Consider the following 19,415-nt stretch of genomic DNA (forward strand, 5'->3'; position numbering starts at 1 on the left):
AAGATTAATGACGGCGTTGCCAAATCCACAGCGCCGTTATTGCCAGCGCAAACAACGCACCAAAGCCAATGCCTATGGGCACGACTGGGATGCCAACCATTACTGCCAGCGAGTAAATTCCCAACATCAGCAGCATGGCGCTGTTTTCGCCGAGATTCTGTACTGCTATCGCATTCCCCGCCCCGACGCTTTTTTTGCCTCGCTCCTGTAATAATGCATTGAGCGGTACCACAAAAAAGCCTCCAAGTACGCCAATCAACATCAACAAGGCATAGGCTGGCAGAAGTTCGTGTTGCAGGGAGAAAATCAGCACCACCACGCCAATCAAAATGCCGGCTGGCATGCAGCGTGATACGGTTTCCAGGGTGACCAGTTTTGCTGCCGCCCCCGCACCAACCACGATGCCAATCGCTACCATCGCGTTGAGGTAGGTCGGGGTCGCGTTATCGGTAATGCCCAGCGCCACCGGCACCCACAGCACCAACAGGAAACGCAACGTGACACCCGCGCCCCAGAATAAACTGGTTCCCACCAGCGAAAATCGTGTTTCACCGTTGTGCCATAATACGGCGCAAGCAGAGATAAAACTGCGGGCCATGTTGATGAGATTCCACGACTGTCCCGGACGCGCCGCCGCCAGTTTCGGAATATAGAGATTTGCGGCTACCGCGCCAGCATAAGCCAGCGCACAGGCCGCCAGTGCGGCAAGAACATGCCAGTCCGCCAGCACGCCACCGGCTACGGAACCGAGCAAAATCGCCGCAATAGTGGAGGCTTCCATCAAGCCGTTAGCCTTCACTAACTGATTACCGGTTGTTAACTCGCCAAGAATACCGTATTTCGCCGGAGAATAAGCCGCTGCACCGACGCCCACCAGCGTATAACCGAGAAACGGATTAATGCCAAAACAGATACTGGCAGCCCCCAGCAACTTAAGGCCGTTGGCAAACATCATTACCCGGCCTTTCGCAAAGCTATCCGCCACCTGACCGACAAATGGCGCAAAAAGAATGTAAGCGCCCACAAACACCATTTGCAGGATTGGCTGACTCCAGTCCGGGTAGAACTGGGCTTTCAGTAGCGCCAGAGTGGCAAACAGCAGCGCGTTATCGCCAAACGCAGAGAGAAACTGCGCGGCAATAACTGCTTTCATTCCCTTCGACCATAGCGAAGTGTTAGTGTGCACTGACTCACTCATCGTGTTTTTCCGCTTCGTCTACCCAACTTTTCAACGTGACAAAGTCAGGCTTGCCGCTGCCCAGTAATGGCATCTGCTTCAGATAGCGAATGTCACGCGGTACGGCAAGTTCCGGTACGCCGTGCTCGCGGGCGTATTGCTGTAGTTTATCGCGCGTCAGTTCGCTGTCTGTAGTGAACAATACCAGCGCCTCGCCTTTACTGGCGTCGCTCTTAATCGCGGTGGCATGGACTTTATCTGGCGAAACACCAAGTGCCAGTTGTTCCACCATTTCCAGTGAAACCATCTCTCCGGCAATTTTGGCGAAGCGTTTTGCCCGCCCCTGAATCTGCACAAATCCCTGTTCATCAAAACGCACGATATCGCCAGTGTCATACCAGCCGCGCTCCATCTCACCGAGTATGTTCTCAGCCGTTGGCACTTCCAGCACGCCTGGTTTCTCCACCCGCAGGTAGCCGTTCATTATGTTCGGCCCTTTTAGTTGCAGGCGACCACCTTCTTCAATACCCGGAACCGCCAGCAGACGTGCATCCATCCCCGGCAAAATACGCCCGACGGTGCCAGGTTTCGCTGCCATCGGTACGTTGATGGACACCACTGGCGCGCATTCAGTCACGCCGTAGCCTTCAAGAATACGCAGGCCAAATTTATCCTGCCAAAGTCGTTTGGTGCTTTCTTGTAGTTTCTCCGCGCCAGCCACCACATAGCGTAGACGATAGAAGTCATACGGGTTGGCGAAGCGCGCGTAATGACCAAGGAAGGTCGAAGTACCGAAAAGCACCGTACAACTGCGGTCGTACACCAGTTCAGGCACAATGCGGTAATGCAATGGACTGGGGTAAAGGAAGACTTCTGCGCCCGTCAGCAGGGGTGTAAACAAGCCAACAGTTAAACCAAAGGAGTGAAACAACGGTAACGCCGACATAAAGCGATCGTTGGTGGTGAAATCGGCAATCGTTTTAATCTGCTCGACGTTCGCCAGAATGCTTTTATGGCTATGGACGACGCCTTTCGGATGGCCTTCAGAACCGGAGGTAAAGAGGATCAGCGCCTCTTCTTCTGGTTGCTGTTTTACCTGTGCCAGACGCGGCATCAACAGATGGGCGAAGATCCACACTTTGTCGGCAGTGGTGACATCCGCTTTTAAATCTTCCAGATACACCCAGCGTACCTGAGTCAGCTGCTCCGGCAGATGCCAGAGTTTGCCTTTGTCGAGGAACTGACGAGAAGTGAAGATAGTTTTGATTTCAGCCGCCGTAATGGCGCTGGTCAGCCCTTTTACCCCGGCGGTGTAGTTCATCATTGCCGGAATACGGCGACGGGCGATGGCCCCAAAAATCACTGCCGCACTGATGCCTGCATTGGGCAGCATTAAGCCGATTCTTTCCCCTTCAACGCTATATTTTTCGAGGATGCGACCAACAAACAGTGTTTTAGTGAGCAACTTGCGATAGGTATCTGGGGTAAAGTTGACGTCTTCGACACACTTTTTCCTGGCCCCAAAACGGTACATTGCGCTCAGTAGTGATTCGTACAGCGTTTCACTTGGGCGTACCGCCATACGCGCTTCCATCATAATTTGGTGCAGCATTTCCCCCGCGATTTTACGGCGGTCACGGGCGCGCGGTGCATCTGGCATCGGCACCTGCGTGGGAGGCAAAATATGCAGATGAATTTGCGGGAACAAGCGCCGTTTAACCAGACCTTTCAAGCGACTGAAGTGCGTAAGCTCCGCCCCTTCAATTCGCACCGGAATAACCGTCGCGCCTGACTTCGCCGCCACAAAACCGGCGCCATCGTAAATTTTCATCAGCGAACCGGTGGTCGTGATGCGCCCCTCAGGGAAAATCACTACTGGACGGCCTTGTTCCACCAAACGAACCAGATGTTTGATTGCCATCGGCTGTGTCGGATCGAGAGGAACGAAGTCGATAAATGATTTCAACCAACGCATATACCACTGCTGGCTGATGGAGGTGTAAACAGCAAACACTGGGCGAACGGGTAAAAATAGCGCCAACAGAATGCCATCAATAAAAGAGACGTGATTGGGCGTGATAAGAACGCGCTCGCCCTTCAGCGCCTGGGTGTCACCTGTCACGCGAACGCGGTACAGAGCAAGGCACAAATTTCGAAAAAAGCTAAAAAGCATTTCAACTCCCTTTGCTCATCATTCATTAAATGCGAATGCGGTGAGATTACACGAGATGAAGAGCTCGAGCGACAGTAAAGTCGGTGCGAAAAAAAACCTGCGCATCCGCGCAGGTTGGTGCAAGAGACAGGGTACGAAGAGCGTACCGAATAATCTCACCAATCAATACCTCTGGGATCTTGATTGTGGTCCGCACGACGACGCTTCGCCAGCGAGAAAAAGCAAAGGAATGAAGGGAAATGCAACGAGGTGTGTAAATTGTCGGTTACTGTTACAGATTTGCGACAGGCAAAAAAAACCTGCGCATCTGCGCAGGCTGGTGTAATTCATGTGCTCAACCCGAAGTTGACTTCACCTATCAATACCTCTGGGATCACCACTTTATCAACCTGTAGACAAATGCCACCAGCAGTCAATCGCAACAGCGTTTCGCAAAGTGTAACCAAAGGTTTGCAATCTCTTTTTTTCCTTACGTATTCTCGCTTCGCGCACACTTCCCACGCTGAAATCACAACGCCCCTTGAACCAACGGGCGTTTTCCGTAACACTGGCAGAATGTAAGCGTTTACCCACAAAGGTATTTTCATGGCGACCATTAAGGATGTAGCCCGACTGGCAGGCGTTTCAGTCGCCACCGTTTCCCGCGTCATTAATAACTCTCCAAAAGCCAGCGAAGCTTCTCGTCTGGCTGTGCATAGCGCAATGGAATCTCTGAGTTATCACCCGAACGCTAACGCCCGCGCGTTGGCGCAACAGACCACTGAAACGGTTGGCCTGGTCGTTGGTGATGTTTCCGATCCGTTTTTCGGTGCAATGGTGAAAGCGGTCGAACAGGTGGCTTACCATACCGGTAATTTCTTATTAATTGGCAACGGTTACCACAACGAACAAAAAGAGCGCCAGGCCATTGAGCAGTTGATTCGCCATCGCTGCGCCGCGCTGGTCGTCCATGCCAAAATGATCCCGGATGCCGATTTGTCCTCATTGATGAAGCAAATACCCGGCATGGTGTTAATCAACCGGATCCTTCCGGGTTTTGAGAGTCGTTGTATCGCTCTGGACGATCGCTACGGTGCCTGGCTGGCGACGCGCCATTTAATTCAGCAGGGTCATACACGCATTGGTTATCTCTGCTCTAACCACTCTATTTCTGATGCCGAAGATCGTCTGCGAGGGTATTACGATGCCCTTGCCGAAAGCGGTATTCCGGCTAATGATCGGCTGGTGACTTTCGGCGAACCGGACGAAAGCGGTGGCGAACAGGCGATGACAGAACTGTTGGGAAGAGGCAGAAATTTCACCGCCGTGGCTTGTTATAACGACTCAATGGCGGCAGGCGCGATGGGCGTGCTCAATGACAATGGGATTGATGTACCAGGTGAAATTTCGCTGATTGGTTTTGATGATGTGCTGGTGTCACGTTATGTACGCCCACGGCTGACCACGGTCCGTTACCCAATAGTGACAATGGCGACCCAGGCTGCAGAACTGGCATTGGCGCTGGCGGATAATCGCCCACTGCCAGAAATCACCAACGTTTTTAGTCCTACGCTGGTACGTCGCCATTCAGTTTCAACACCGTCGCTGGATGCAAGTCATAACGCAGCCAGCGACTAGCCTCGATTAAAGCAACTCGAGCGCCAGTAATTCCTCAATGGTCTGGCGGCGGCGAATCAACCGCGCCTGACCATTATCAAACAGAACTTCTGGCAACAGTGGGCGACTATTGTAGTTAGATGACATTGACGCACCATATGCACCGGTATCATGCAGCACCAGATAATCGCCAGCCTTCACTTCCGGTAAGGCACGGGTTTCGACATTCCCCCCTTCCTGCTGGGTAAAGACATCGCCCGATTCACATAATGGCCCTGCGACAACGGTTTCCACCGTTGGCGCATGTTCAAGAGAGCGACCATCAGCCGCCAGCGCGCTAATATGGTGATAACTGCCATACATTGCCGGGCGCATCAGATCGTTAAATCCAGCGTCAACCAGCACAAAGTGGCGACTCCCCATTTGTTTGACGCTCCGCACCTGGGTAATTAACACACCAGACTGCGCTACCAGGAAGCGGCCCGGTTCGATTTCCAGTTTCACAGGGTGACCGAGATGGCGGGCGATTTGCTCACGCGCAGCATGCCACAGACCATAATAATGTTCAGTATCAACCGCCTCTTCTCCCTGCTGATACGGAACAGAAAGCCCGCCCCCCGCAGAAATAGCCTGTAAATCCTGACCGAATTCGATGACCTGATGCACCATCGCGCCACACACCTGCTCCAGATGCGCATAATCAACACCAGAACCGATGTGCATGTGAATGCCAACCAGTTGCAGATGATGACGTTGTATGACTTCCAGCGCAGCCGGAAGATCGGTATACCAGATGCCGTGCTTGCTGTTTTCACCACCGGTATTGGTTTTTTGGCTGTGTCCGTGACCAAACCCCGGGTTAACGCGCAGCCATACCCGATGTCCTGGCGAAACCTGACCCAGTTGATCGAGCATATCAACAGACCCCGCATTCACCGGAATTTGCAATTCACTGACGCGCTCAAGCGTTGCCTGATCGATAACATCCGCGGTAAAGACGATGTCATCGGGATGCGTTTGCGGATTATATCCCGCCGCCAGCGCACGCTCGATTTCACCCAATGAGACGGAATCTACTTTCACACCCTGCTCACGCATTAAGCGCAAAATATGAATATTGGAACAGGCTTTCTGCGCGAATCGCACCACATCAAACTGTTTCAGCGCTGCAATCTGCCGACGAATAATTTGCGCATCGTAAACCCACACCGGGCAGCCAAATTCTGAGGGCAAACGTAGTAGATTTTCGGCGGTGAGATCGGTATCGGTGCTGAACAGTGAATGTGGCATAACAAACTCCAGATAAGTGCTTTTTTATGATTACGCCACATCATAAAAAGAATAAAAAATATCGATTTATGTCGAGTCTATGCAAAAATGATATGGATTACCGGATTGCGAGAGAATGCTAATGGCCGCCGTTAACTTACGTCATATTGAAATTTTTCATGCGGTTATGACCGCCGGAAGCCTGACTGAGGCGGCACAACTGCTGCACACTTCACAGCCAACCGTCAGCCGCGAACTGGCGCGCTTTGAAAAGGTGATCGGGTTGAAACTGTTTGAACGCGTACGCGGTCGATTACACCCTACCGTTCAAGGGCTGCGTCTGTTTGAAGAGGTGCAGCGCTCCTGGTACGGGCTGGATCGCATCGTCAGTGCCGCCGAAAGTCTGCGCGAGTTTCGCCAGGGAGAACTGTCTATTGCCTGCCTGCCGGTCTTTTCGCAGTCTTTTTTGCCGCCGCTGCTACAACCGTTTCTGGCCCGTTATCCTGAAGTCAGCTTAAACATTGTCCCGCAGGAATCACCGCTACTTGAAGAGTGGCTTTCGGCACAGCGTCATGATCTAGGGCTCACCGAAACGCTGCATACGCCTGCGGGTACGGAACGCACCGAATTACTGTCTTTAGACGAAGTGTGTGTTTTACCGCCGGGCCATCCGCTGGCGGCAAAAAAGGTATTAACACCGGAAGATTTTCACGGTGAGAACTACATCAGCCTTTCCCGCACTGACAGCTATCGCCAGCTGTTGGATCAGTTGTTTAGTGAGAATCAGGTTAAACGACGCATGATAGTAGAAACCCATAGCGCCGCGTCAGTTTGCGCGATGGTACGGGCGGGAGCGGGAGTTTCGGTAGTTAACCCACTCACCGCTCTGGATTATGCGGCAAGTGGGTTAGTGGTGCGGCGATTTAGTATTGCGGTTCCCTTCACCGTCAGCCTGATTCGCCCTCTACATCGTCCGTCATCAGCACTGGTGCAGGCATTCAGCAAGCATTTACAAACCGGTTTACCAAAACTGGTTGCCGCTCTTGAGGCTATTTTGTAGTGAATTACGACAGCATAAAGGCTACTGCATCCTCGGCATGAATAGCCGCAGTATCAAACACAGGCAGAACACTGCGCTCTTCTGGCACCAGTAAACCAATTTCCGTACAGCCAAAAATGACGCCCTGCGCGCCCTGTTCTGCGAGGCGAGCAATCACTTGCGCATAATAAGTGCGTGATGTTTTGCTAAAATGCCCCAGACACAGTTCTTCAAAAATAATCTGGTTAATTTTCGCCCGTTCATCCGCTTCAGGGATCAGACAGTCGATGGAAAATTGCGCCGCCAGTCGCCCACGATAAAAATCCTGTTCCATGGTGTAGCGTGTCCCCAGCAGCGCCACACGAGTTATTCCGGCACGGGTAATTGCACGTCCAGTGGCATCCGCAATATGTAAGAAAGGCAGTGAACAACGGGATTCGATAGCATCCGCTACTTTGTGCATCGTATTGGTACATAACACAATGCCTTCAGCCCCCGCCCGCTGTAAGCCAAGTGCCGCTTCAGCCAGAATTTCTCCTGCTTTATCCCACTCCCCGCGACGTTGACACTCTTCTATTTCATGAAAATCAACGCTATGTAGCAGCACTTGCGCAGAGTGAAGCCCACCAAGTCGCTGTTTAATGCCTTCATTTATCAGACGATAGTAAGGAATAGTGGATTCCCAGCTCATCCCCCCTAGCAGACCAATTGTTTTCATTCCTTTCTCCTGACTAGTGAGTTAATGCAGCAAGGCTGAATAAGGAACTCAACGGCCTGGCCCCCGATCTCTATTAGCGAAAAAAAGGCCAGATGTACAGCACATCCGGCCAGAGACATCAGATGCCGATATTTCTCAATTTCTCGCCTGCCATCAGTTTACGTTCGATATGCTCCAGCGTGACATTCTTGGTTTCCGGAATGAGCCAGAAGGTAATGCCCACAAACGCAATGTTCAGCGCGGTGTAGAGCCAGAACGTACCGGCAGCACCAATGCTGTCGAGCAGCGTCAGGAAGGTCGCGCCGATAATCATGTTCGACACCCAGTTCGTGGTGGTCGAACAGGTAATACCAAAATCGCGGCATTTCAGCGGCTGAATTTCAGAGCACAGGATCCACACCACTGGCGCGGCGCTCATCGCATAACCGGCAATACACATCATCGTCATGCCAACAGAGAGCCAGGACAAACCACTGGAAGCCGTACCGTTATCAAACTGCATCAGGCAATAGCCCAGCACCAGAGTGCCTAACGCCATCACGCTGAAACCAATTTTCAGTGCCGGTTTACGCCCGGCTTTATCTACCGTAAACACCGCAATAAAAGTAGCAAACATAAAGGTTAGCCCTACGACCAGAGTCGCAATCATCTGCTGTTCGGTCGTCGTAAAGCCCGCCATTTTGAAGATACGCGGCGCGTAGTACATGATGATGTTCATACCGGTAAATTGCTGCATCGCCTGCAACAACATACCGAGGAACACCGCGCGACGGACGTTACGGTTGATCTTAAACAGCGCCCAACCGCCCTGTTTTAATTTCAGGCTTTCACGAATTTCGTTAAGTTCTTCTCGCGCTTTTTCTGATGTATCGCGCAGCATACGCAGCACTTCTTCCGCCTCGATATGACGCCCTTTCTCCGCCAGCCAGCGCGGGCTATTTGGCAGGAAAACAACCAGAATAATCAGCAGGACTGCCGGTAAGGCAAGAACACCTAACATTGCACGCCAGTTACCGCTATAGCTGAATGCCGTGTCGGATAAAAACGCCAGCACGATGCCCAGCGTTACCATCAACTGGTACATACTGATCATCTTGCCACGTACGTTTTCACTCGCCATTTCAGAGAGGTACAGTGGAGCTGTATAAGAGGCAATCCCCACGGCAATACCAAGCACCACACGAGCGGCGATTAACATTTCTACGCTGGTCGCAAAAGCCGACCCTATCGAACCGAGCACAAACAGGATGGCCCCTGCCATCAAACTGTATTTACGCCCCAGGCGGAACGACAGCCAACCATTGAACAGTGCACCAATTGCCGCGCCGAGCATCATGCTACTGACCACCCATTCCTGTAATCGACTGGTTAGCACAAAGTGATCGGTAATGAACGGCAACGCTCCGGCGATAACCCCGATATCAAGACCAAATAACAATCCTGCAACCGCAGCAGCTACCGAAACAAACATATTCATACGACGCGTATCTCGCAGAGGACGCGGCGTTAAAGCAGATTCCGTATTGATAGTCACCATTTTTTCCTGCCAGCAGAGAATAAGACATAGTGAAAAAATACGTGAACAACTCATACAGGTGTCAGGTCGGAATTAGCATAAATATGGATTAAATTGCTACGACATGCGGTTATGTGATGGACATTCCAATTTTCAAATTAAGTAAAATTATTGACGTTATTATTAACTACATAATTTTAAAGCAGATAAAACTCATAAAATTTATTAATTGATAATTGATATGGATTATTTCATAACCGAGATATGGATTATGATGATCTGCAGGTATAAAAAACCCTGCCATACGGCAGGGCCATAAAAGTGAATTGAATAACTTAACGCGCCAGCCAGCCGCCATCTACGGCGATGGTATAACCATTCACATAGTCTGAAGCACTCGAGGCAAGGAATACCACCGGCCCCATCAGATCGCTCGGTAGCCCCCAGCGTCCGGCAGGAATGCGGTCAAGAATTTCCGCACTACGCTGTTCATCAGCCCGCAGTTGTTGGGTATTGTTGGTCGCCATATAGCCCGGAGCAATCGCATTAACGTTGATGTTATGTTTTGCCCATTCGTTCGCCATCAGACGGGTCACGCCCATCACGCCGCTTTTTGATGCAGTATACGAAGGTACGCGGATCCCCCCCTGGAATGAGAGCATGGACGCGATATTGATAATCTTGCCACCGTTGCCCTGTGCGATGAAGTGTTTCGCCGCCGCCTGAGACATGAAGAATACACTTTTGATGTTCAGGTTCATCACATCATCCCAGTCTTTTTCACTGAAATCGAGTGCATCTTCACGGCGAATCAATCCGGCGTTATTGACCAGGATATCAATATGGCCGAACTCTGCTACTGCACGATCCAGCAGTGCAGGAATGCCATCAATCTGACGTAGATCGGCGTTCAGGCTTAAAAAGCGACGCCCCAGCGCCGTGACCTGTTCAATGGTTTCTGTCGGTTCAACGATATTAATGCCGACGATATCACAGCCCGCTTGCGCCAGTCCCAGCGCCATCCCCTGCCCCAGTCCAGTGTCACAGCCAGTGACTACCGCGACTTTACCATCAAGAGAAAATTCTTTTAAAATCATGATAATACCTTATTCATTTTGCCCGCAACTAGCGCAGGTCTTTAACGGCAACGTGGTCCATATCATCGAAGACCTGGTTTTCACCGACCATGCCCCAGATAAAGGTATAAGCTTTGGTCCCTACGCCGGAGTGGATAGACCAACTCGGGGAAATGACTGCCTGCTCGTTATGCATCACAATGTGACGCGTTTCTTGCGGTTGCCCCATCATGTGGAAAACGCAGGCGTCATCATCCATGTTGAAATAGAAGTAAACTTCCATCCGACGCTCGTGGGTGTGGCATGGCATGGTATTCCACAGGTTTCCCGGAGCCAGCTCCGTTAGCCCCATGCTCAACTGGCAGGTTTCCAGCACATCTGGCACAAAATATTTGTTAATTGTGCGACGATTACTGGTGATGTTATCGCCCAGCGTAACCGGAGCGACTTCAGCCGGGGTCACTTTTTTAGTGGGATACGTCGTATGAGCAGGTGCGCAGTTGTAATAAAACTTCGCCGGAGTGGCACTATCAATGCTGGCAAAGACCACTTCTTTTGCACCTTTGCCAACATAGAGAGCGTCGCGGTGACCGATTTCGTAGCATTGACCATCGACGGTAATCGTACCAGCGCCGCCAATATTAATAACGCCCAGCTCGCGACGCTCCAGGAAGTAGCTCACGCCCAGTTGTTTTCCAACTTCCCCGCCAACAGAAACCGTTTTTGCTACCGGCATAATGCCGCCAACAATAATGCGGTCAATGTGGCTGTAAACCATCGTGTACTCATCCGCGACGAATACCTTTTCAACCAAAAATTCATTGCGCAGCCCCTGTGTATCCAGCGTTTTTGCATGCGCACTGTGGATGCTCTGTCTTACGTCCACATCAACCTCCGATAATCATTGAACTGTAAAATTACAACGATTGTGAAACATCGTTTCGTTTTATTCTTTAAAGGATGATATGCCTGCACAGTGCGCTTTTCAATCAAAAATAAAACATTGTTTCATTTTTAGATAAGGGATTGAGAAAAGTGTCGCGTCGATCACGAATAAGTCAGGTGAAGGCAAAACTCAGCGTCTATGGAGTATGCGCGCAGACGTGCCAACCATCATCATGAAATGGCTTGATGGCGGCAGATGTTTAACGAATAGAAAGGAATTTAGATCGGGTCGTCACGTTCAATAGTTAACGCCACGCCCTGACCACCGCCAATACAAAGTGTAGCCAGCCCTTTACGCGCGTTGCGTTTTACCATTTCATGGACCAAAGAAACCAGAATACGGCAACCGGATGCGCCAATCGGGTGACCCAACGCAATTGCGCCACCGTTAACATTGACCCTACGTTCATCCCATTCGAGCATTTTGCCAACAGAAAGCGCCTGCGCGGCAAACGCTTCATTAGCCTCAATAAGATCGACATCAGAAAGCTGCCAGCCCACACGCTCAAGGCAACGGCGAGTCGCATATACCGGAGCAATCCCCATCAGCGCAGGATCGACACCAACACTGGCAAAGGCGCGAATACGTGCCAGCACGGGTAAATTCAATGCTCGCGCTTTGGCTTCGCTCATCATCATTACTGCAGCAGCACCATCATTAATAGATGAAGCATTACCCGCAGTAACAGAACCGTGGCTATCAAATGATGGGTTTAAGCTAGCCAGCCCTTCTGCACTGGCATCCGTACGCGGCTGTTCATCGGTATCAACAATCAGCAGCTGCCCATTGTTTTGCGTTCTTACCGGGACAATCTCATCGTTGAATCGTCCAGCGTCAATGGCCGCCCGCGCTTTTTGTTGTGAACTAAGTGCATAGGCATCTTGTAATTGACGGCTGATGCCATATTCACGCGCCAGATTTTCGGCAGTGACACCAATATGGTAATCATTGAACGCGTCCCATAAGCCATCATGCACCAGACTATCAACCAGTTGGCTATCGCCAAGCTGTGCTCCGGTACGGCTATCAGTCAGGACATGTGGTGCGCGACTCATGTTTTCCTGACCACCGGCGATGACAATATCAGCCTCGCCACACTGGATCGCTTGTGTGGCAAGATGCAGTGCTTTTAACCCGGAACCACAAACATCATTAATCGTAATTGCCGAAACACTGTTGGGTAGACCACCTTTAATGGCCGATTGCCGTGCTGGATTCTGCCCAGCCCCTGCGGTCAGAACCTGCCCCAGAATCACTTCATCCACCGCATGTGCAGCAACGCCAGTGCGTTCTAATAACGCTTTCACGACCAGGCTACCAAGTTCTACGGCAGAATGGCCAGCCAACGCCCCACGAAAGCAGCCGATAGGTGTTCGTAACGCACCGACAATCACAACGTCTTTCATCACAACCTCGCACAGATTAACAGCGCAATAGTAAATGATTGTTAATAAAAATTATTTTAAATGTTTAAAAATAGTGATTTTTATCACAAAGGAAATTCACCGGAATGAGGGATGGATACCCAACTGGCACGCAATGTTTGCATCTACTAACCCATGAATCCATGAGCTGATATAGCGTTAATCTCCCATGTTTGTCCTGGTTTATGGTAAATTGCCCTCCATTTTTCTTAATTTGTAGATGATACGTTCAAATAATGTCTAAAATTTGGTCAAAAGAAGAAACTCTCTGGAGCTTCGCACTTTACGGCACAGCCGTTGGCGCAGGCACGCTCTTTCTCCCTATTCAGCTAGGTTCAGCGGGAGCGGTAGTCCTGTTTATTACAGCACTGGTCGCATGGCCTTTAACATATTGGCCACATAAGGCCCTGTGCCAGTTCATCCTTTCTTCAAAAACATCCGCAGGCGAAGGGATTACTGGCGCAGTAACTCATTACTATGGCAAGAAGATCGGCAATCTGATTACCACTCTTTACTTCATTGCTTTTTTTGTCGTCGTGTTGATATATGCAGTGGCGATCACCAATTCGCTGACAGAACAGCTGGCAAAGCATATGGTCATCGACCTGCGCATTCGTATGCTGGTGAGTCTGGGTGTTGTGTTAATTCTGAATCTCATTTTTCTGATGGGGCGCCATGCCACAATTCGGGTAATGGGATTTTTGGTGTTTCCACTAATTGCCTATTTCTTATTTCTTTCTTTCTACCTCGTCGGTAGCTGGCAACCAGCTCTATTAACTACCCAAGTAGAGTTCAATCAGAATACCCTTCACCAGATATGGATATCGATTCCCGTGATGGTTTTCGCCTTTAGCCATACGCCCATTATTTCTACGTTTGCTATTGATAGACGTGAAAAATATGGCGAACACGCTATGGATAAATGCAAAAAAATTATGAAAATCGCTTATCTCATCATTTGTGTGAGCGTGCTTTTCTTCGTCTTTAGCTGCCTGTTATCAATACCACCATCTTATATTGAAACAGCTAAAGAAGAGGGTGTTACCATTTTATCGGCACTTTCTATGCTGCCAAATGCCCCTACATGGTTGTCGATTTCGGGAATAATTGTCGCGGTTGTAGCAATGTCTAAATCATTTTTAGGTACCTACTTTGGTGTTATTGAAGGTGCAACGGAATTAGTCAAAACAACGCTACAGCAGGCAGGGGTTAAAAAAAGCCGTGCATTTAACCGCGCGCTGTCAATTATGTTAGTATCACTGATTACTTTCATCGTTTGCTGCATCAACCCTAATGCAATTTCGATGATTTATGCGATCAGTGGTCCACTTATTGCCATGATTCTTTTTATCATGCCAACGCTGTCAACATATCTCATCCCGGCACTTAAGCCCTGGCGTTCCATCGGAAATCTAATTACGTTGATCGTCGGTATCCTGTGCGTATCGGTAATGTTCTTTAGCTAATCACTGATGTGAATGGTTCAAAATAACCACTATTTTGAACCATTCCAATTCTTACAATGCACATCTTGCTTTGTTCACACCCTCCAAACGCTCCATAACTTAAACGAGCATTATCAAGCTGTTATCCTAAATAAAAATCTGAACATCTTAATTAAGACTATTTAAGATGCATCACTTAGATTTACAAGATATCTTCTGGTCATTCGAAAACAATTTGCAGTATAGATATTCTTAATACATTAGGCACTTGTCTGATTTGCAATAAGGCCAATATGATTAACTGAGTGAAATCCAATCACATTTAAAGCTTAATGATGCACGCTTAAATATACCATTAAGAATAATGACAAATACGGATTAAACACAATTTTTCATAAAAAGCTTACTAAATCAGAGTGTATTGACATCATCAATAACCAATGAAATTATGCAATTATCTATGAATAGGGAGGTTATTAACATGAGGCTTTGTAGTCGCTATAAAAGTCTTACATGCAATAGTTGCTCAATGCATTGCCAAATAATGCCAGAAAAATCACCACGTTTGCAGTATTGTGCAAATGCATGTTTTTGTATGTGGCCCGAAGAGAGTTCGTATTTTAATCGTGGCGTGGTTGAAGGTATATTAAGTAAAAACCACAACGCTCGATTAAGTGGATATATTTTTGTAGATTTTTCAGTAAGCTTTTTACGCCTTTTTTTAGAGAGTGACTGGATCGACTATCTTACGAGTACTGAGATGGGAATAGTGTTAGTAAGCGATCGAAATATGCAATCTCTTGCTAATTACTGGAGGAAACACAACTCCGCGATATCAGCCATTATATATAATGATGATGGACTGGATATTGCTAACGAAAAGATCAGGCAACTATTCATTGGTCGTTATTTGTCATTTACCAGAGGCAATACGTTAACTCAAATGGAATTCACCATTATGGGACATATGGTTTCTGGTTATAATCCATATCAGATTGCAGAGGTTCTTGATATGGATATCCGTAGCATCTACGCCTACAAGCAAAGAATTGAAAAAAGGATGGGTGGTAAAATAAACGAATTATTTATCCGTTCACACTCCGTTCAGCACTGAAACATAACTGTCGATAATAATAAGCATTGTATATACGGGCACTTATAAAGATGCCCGTATTTTATCACATGAACTTTTAATTCAGTTTATTTGAGCGCTTATTTAATTATGTCACCTTACGCGCTACCGCAAAAATGAAAAGATATTGAGAGAAGAAGGCATAAAGACAACGGTTAAGAGTGTTAAATTTGTTAATTCACATGGAATTTTAAGTTGCATTGATATGCTACAACTATAGTTTGCATGATAAATATAAAATTAATATATATTTATTCCATGAATACTAATATACTTATCAAACTATATAATTTCAATTTACTTAATTTTATGTTTCATTGACGTATGTACTGGATTATTAACGATAATATTGAGTTCTGGCCAGAGCACAGAAAATTAATTTCGGTACATGACGCCGAGCTTAACGCCGTTCTGACAACGCCAGCAAGCAGGTGCTTATCGCTGCTACTTGAAGCCTTTCCTGATGTGGTTGCACAACAGGATTTTTTCTCCAGAGTCTGGGAAGAAGAAGGCATGCGAGTACCGGTCAACACGTTATATCAAAATATATCGATTATCAGACGCGGGTTTCGCACGGTTGGTGAAACCAACCATTCGCTTATTGCAACCGTGCCGAGAAAAGGTTTTAAGCTCAGTAATGATATAAACATAGAAAACCATGTAATAATCCCTTCTGCAGATGCACAAAAGACCATATCTCCCCAATGCTTGAACGTTAAAGATGAGTTTAAAGAGACAAGTGCTCATCCAGATAATTATCTCAGAAATATAGTCAGGCTATCTAAAAATTATTTACCCATGCTAAGTGCATTTGCCGTAGGTTTGCTTACCGCATTTTTTCTCTGGCACAATAGTCAACCCAAATCATTCTTTAAAGATTACAAAACTGTTGCACAAATAAATGGTTGTCATTTCAATGTTACAGAAGATAGCATTGATGGGTTGAAAGATCTCGATAAATATAAGAACCGTATATTAGGATCTGGAATTGATTGTAAAAAATACCCCTGGCTATATTTCCCTCTCGATAAGTCATCTCCCGGATTGATTGTTATGGCATGCAAAAAGAACCATAGTAATAACACAGTTGCAGACTGTTTAACTCTATCGTATCGCGGAGTTAACCATGATTCGTTATAAAAAAACGCTGTTTATTATTTTATGCTTTCTCAGTGGCTTCATTTTTTTTATTGCCTATCATTATTCCAAAGAACAAATAGTATACAATGAGAAATGCACGGCCAATTGGATTATATTTAATGACCAAGGGAGGGCTAATCTCACTATTGACTTTATGTATAATAAAAATAAAAAGACAGGAACTGTTGCACTTAGCGGTACCTGGAAACAAAACACGAACACTTATAAATCATTTCGCCGAGATATTGAATATACGTGGATCGAAAATTATGACACTTTGCATCTTACCTCTACCAAAATAAATAAATTTGATATTATCGATCAAATTTCAGACGATAATCTTGCACAACTCCTGCCTGATTTTTATATATTTCCGGGAAAAATGATAAGCTATAATGTTCAAAAACAGAACAATCATGATTTTCTTTTAAGCATTGGCAATAGAGCAATTATGTATTGCGCAAGGTAACAAAACAACTTGATGATGCATCTGTAATTAAAGGTCCAAACAACAAATGTAACATTTCAGGCATTGGAATATAATCTTTATATATTCTTATATCCATCTTCATCCCTGACAGTTTATGCGGTAATCCCCTCCCCCATTCAAATTACATCCGTCATTAAAAAACCCTTCCGCACTCCACTATGACAATAATGGTGTAAAAATAAACGCTGGTTCGCACAGAGATATTTAATAGAGCACATAAACATAATAGTTGCTAATAAATAAAATTACTCTTGCAATAATTCTTTCACACCAGATTGTAAGTCGACGCATAGCTATTCCTCACAGCCTATCATTTTATCTTAAATGAACAATCACATTAAATTAAGAAATGTGATAATCATAACTTTATCGATTATTTTCAATTGGTTATATACTTACATGATTAACAAATCATTAATTAAGAATATTTCAGATTACAATCACATCAAGCTAATATAAATTAACTTAAACAATCATGATGAATTTAGCAAAAAGAAATATTAAATGAAATATATGAATATCAGTTATATCTGTTACTCATGCAGGATGCCAAAAACCACAAACTTAATAGAGGTGAGCTAATGGATTTAGAAAATAAGTTCTCATATCATTTCCCTGATGGAATCATACTTACAGAAGATGGCATTCTTACAAAAGGGAATGAGGAATTTTACATCCCGCCGAAAGAACTCGGTGTATTATTTGTATTGCTTGAATCGGCGGGAAATGTTGTATCCAAAGATGCGATCATCGAATCTGTATGGAAAAATGTAATTGTAAGTGACGAATCCCTTACACGATGCATCTATTCATTAAGATGTATTTTTGAAAGAATTGGCTACAACCGTTGCATTGAAACCATATATAGAAAAGGTTATCGATTCAGTGGGCAAGTATTCAAGATAAAAGAAAATCAAGATAATGTTCCAGGCAGCACTATTGCTTTATTTCCATTTACAATATCTCACAGCAGTCGGGATCCATTAGCACTTAATCAGGAACTTGTACAACTAATCTCAAATAAAAAAACCGATGATCTATATATATATCCAATGGCTGCAACCCAGTATTGCATAGATAATAAATCTCAGACAGCCTTCCTGGCCAGGTTCAAACCCGATTATTTTGTCACAGGAAGAATCAGCAAATATGATGCTTCTAATAGTTTATATATTGAAGTAATCGATGCAAAAAGTTTTTATCTTATTGCCAGCACACATCTTGAGGCAGATGACATACAAAAAATCTCACACTTTATAATTAGTAACTTATATCTGGCAATGAAGAAAACTAAAGTAGAACCAGGTTTTATGTCCCGACACGTACCTTCTGATGAAAATATTTTATCAGCCGAAATGTCTGCCGGGAAAAATGAACTGAATGAATTCACGCCTGAAAGCATTGCCAATGCAATAACTATATTTGAAAGTGTTAAAAATAAATCTAATGCTCAGTCAATAACCAATGAATGCTACTGCCTGTTGGCTGAGTGTCATATGTCTATGGCACTTCATGGTCTATACGAACTTAAACATGCAACTCAAAAAGCATTGGCCTTTATAGATAAGGTATCTGATAAAAATATTTTCGATGGAAATATTTTAGGAATTATGGGACTGATAACCGGTCTTTCCGGACAAACGACTGCATCACGCATTTTTTTTGACCATGCACAGACACAAGTATTAGATGTAGCCTCCTTGTATTACTATAAGACACTGGTAAATATATATAATGAAAGAATTGAAGATGCTATCGCTTGTATAGACCAGTCACTGCTACTTGAACCAAAAAGACATAAAGCCGCTATAATAAAAAAATGCATTGATGTATATGTTTCTACAACACACAATGAAAGAAATGCGTTCTCTTATCACGGAACAGAGAAAGAATATCATTTAGTTATTATCAATAACATTCAAAAATTGAAGCAATTGACAAAAGTTAATAGCATTATTGATTTTAATGCTCAATATGAGGTCGCTTGATCTGCAATAAATATCATAAGCAGAATAGCGCTCTATATTTTGAGGTATACACTCTATTTTTATAGGGGATATTGGATTTATCAACATCTGACGTGAACGTATCAACAATAACGGAAGAATTCGATGACTACGAAAAAAACTGAGAAAGAGAAAAAGTAAGAAACTGGAGCGGGCGAAGGGAATCGAACCCTCGTATAGAGCTTGGGAAGCTCTCGTTCTACCATTGAACTACGCCCGCTTCGAGATGCGTAAGGCATTATAAACCTTACGCTCTCCTAAGCAAGTG

Annotated in this window: 15 protein-coding genes and 1 tRNA gene; 7 read left to right on the plus strand and 9 right to left on the minus strand. The window is 46.1% G+C overall.

Annotated features, from left to right (window positions below; translation table 11 throughout):
* Positions 1-4 precede the first annotated feature (4 nt).
* Both lplT and aas read right to left on the minus strand, forming a co-directional pair.
* A complete protein-coding gene (gene lplT, locus FEK66_RS13820) occupies positions 5-1,198 on the minus strand; it encodes a lysophospholipid transporter LplT (protein ID WP_130221486.1) in 1,194 nt (397 codons plus the stop codon).
* Positions 1,191-3,350: a bifunctional acyl-ACP--phospholipid O-acyltransferase/long-chain-fatty-acid--ACP ligase gene (gene aas, locus FEK66_RS13825; protein ID WP_135495017.1), complete on the minus strand. Its 2,160-nt coding sequence runs from the start codon at positions 3,348-3,350 to the stop codon at positions 1,191-1,193. The genes lplT and aas overlap by 8 nt, the downstream gene beginning before the upstream one ends.
* A 585-nt stretch (positions 3,351-3,935) precedes the next feature.
* On the opposite strand from aas, the gene galR reads away from it, so the two are divergent.
* Positions 3,936-4,967 carry an HTH-type transcriptional regulator GalR gene (gene galR / locus FEK66_RS13830; RefSeq protein WP_130207752.1) on the plus strand — a complete coding sequence of 344 codons (1,032 nt, stop codon included), beginning with the start codon at positions 3,936-3,938 and terminating at the stop codon, positions 4,965-4,967.
* A 6-nt stretch (positions 4,968-4,973) separates the two neighbouring features.
* Here galR and lysA read toward each other — a convergent pair whose 3' ends face one another.
* Entirely contained in the window at positions 4,974-6,236 is a 1,263-nt protein-coding gene (gene lysA / locus FEK66_RS13835) for a diaminopimelate decarboxylase (protein WP_135407737.1), read from the minus strand.
* Positions 6,237-6,357: 121 nt separating this feature from the next.
* Here lysA and lysR point away from each other — a divergent pair, with 121 nt between their 5' ends.
* A complete protein-coding gene (lysR, locus tag FEK66_RS13840) occupies positions 6,358-7,275 on the plus strand; it encodes a DNA-binding transcriptional regulator LysR (RefSeq protein ID WP_130217894.1) in 918 nt (305 codons plus the stop codon).
* A 4-nt stretch (positions 7,276-7,279) separates the two neighbouring features.
* Here lysR and FEK66_RS13845 read toward each other — a convergent pair whose 3' ends face one another.
* The 5 genes from FEK66_RS13845 to FEK66_RS13865 form a co-directional block, all read right to left on the minus strand.
* A complete protein-coding gene (locus FEK66_RS13845; RefSeq protein WP_135495019.1) occupies positions 7,280-7,972 on the minus strand; it encodes an aspartate/glutamate racemase in 693 nt (230 codons plus the stop codon).
* Between the two features lie 118 nt (positions 7,973-8,090).
* A complete protein-coding gene (gene araE, locus FEK66_RS13850) occupies positions 8,091-9,509 on the minus strand; it encodes an arabinose-proton symporter AraE (RefSeq protein ID WP_130207760.1) in 1,419 nt (472 codons plus the stop codon).
* A 314-nt stretch (positions 9,510-9,823) separates the two neighbouring features.
* Complete coding sequence (gene kduD, locus FEK66_RS13855; protein WP_130207762.1) at positions 9,824-10,585, minus strand: 2-dehydro-3-deoxy-D-gluconate 5-dehydrogenase KduD; 762 nt, start codon at positions 10,583-10,585, stop codon at positions 9,824-9,826.
* Between the two features lie 28 nt (positions 10,586-10,613).
* The gene (gene kduI, locus FEK66_RS13860) at positions 10,614-11,450 is read right to left on the minus strand and encodes a 5-dehydro-4-deoxy-D-glucuronate isomerase (RefSeq protein WP_130207764.1); all 837 of its coding nucleotides are present in this window, start codon (positions 11,448-11,450) and stop codon (positions 10,614-10,616) included.
* Between the two features lie 278 nt (positions 11,451-11,728).
* Positions 11,729-12,916 (minus strand): acetyl-CoA C-acetyltransferase, encoded by a 1,188-nt coding sequence (locus tag FEK66_RS13865; protein WP_130207766.1) that lies wholly within the window; start codon positions 12,914-12,916, stop codon positions 11,729-11,731.
* A 254-nt stretch (positions 12,917-13,170) separates the two neighbouring features.
* Here FEK66_RS13865 and FEK66_RS13870 point away from each other — a divergent pair, with 254 nt between their 5' ends.
* The 5 genes from FEK66_RS13870 to FEK66_RS13890 all read left to right on the plus strand — a co-directional run bounded on the left by FEK66_RS13870 (position 13,171) and on the right by FEK66_RS13890 (position 19,129).
* Positions 13,171-14,400, plus strand: a complete 1,230-nt coding sequence (locus FEK66_RS13870) for an amino acid permease (protein WP_135490292.1) — start codon at positions 13,171-13,173, stop codon at positions 14,398-14,400.
* A 460-nt stretch (positions 14,401-14,860) separates the two neighbouring features.
* Positions 14,861-15,493: a helix-turn-helix transcriptional regulator gene (locus tag FEK66_RS13875; RefSeq protein WP_130207770.1), complete on the plus strand. Its 633-nt coding sequence runs from the start codon at positions 14,861-14,863 to the stop codon at positions 15,491-15,493.
* Positions 15,494-15,835: 342 nt separating this feature from the next.
* The gene (locus tag FEK66_RS13880; RefSeq protein WP_130207772.1) at positions 15,836-16,651 is read left to right on the plus strand and encodes a transcriptional regulator; all 816 of its coding nucleotides are present in this window, start codon (positions 15,836-15,838) and stop codon (positions 16,649-16,651) included.
* The gene (locus FEK66_RS13885) at positions 16,638-17,120 is read left to right on the plus strand and encodes a hypothetical protein (RefSeq protein WP_130217902.1); all 483 of its coding nucleotides are present in this window, start codon (positions 16,638-16,640) and stop codon (positions 17,118-17,120) included. The genes FEK66_RS13880 and FEK66_RS13885 overlap by 14 nt, the downstream gene beginning before the upstream one ends.
* Before the next feature lie 602 nt (positions 17,121-17,722).
* Positions 17,723-19,129, plus strand: a complete 1,407-nt coding sequence (locus FEK66_RS13890) for a winged helix-turn-helix domain-containing protein (RefSeq protein WP_138211482.1) — start codon at positions 17,723-17,725, stop codon at positions 19,127-19,129.
* Positions 19,130-19,293: 164 nt separating this feature from the next.
* On the opposite strand, the gene FEK66_RS13895 is transcribed toward FEK66_RS13890, so the two are convergent.
* Positions 19,294-19,367 (minus strand) — tRNA-Gly (locus FEK66_RS13895).
* Positions 19,368-19,415 lie beyond the last annotated feature (48 nt).

Source organism: Escherichia sp. E1130, from assembly GCF_005781065.1.
Classification (GTDB): Bacteria; Pseudomonadota; Gammaproteobacteria; order Enterobacterales; family Enterobacteriaceae; genus Escherichia.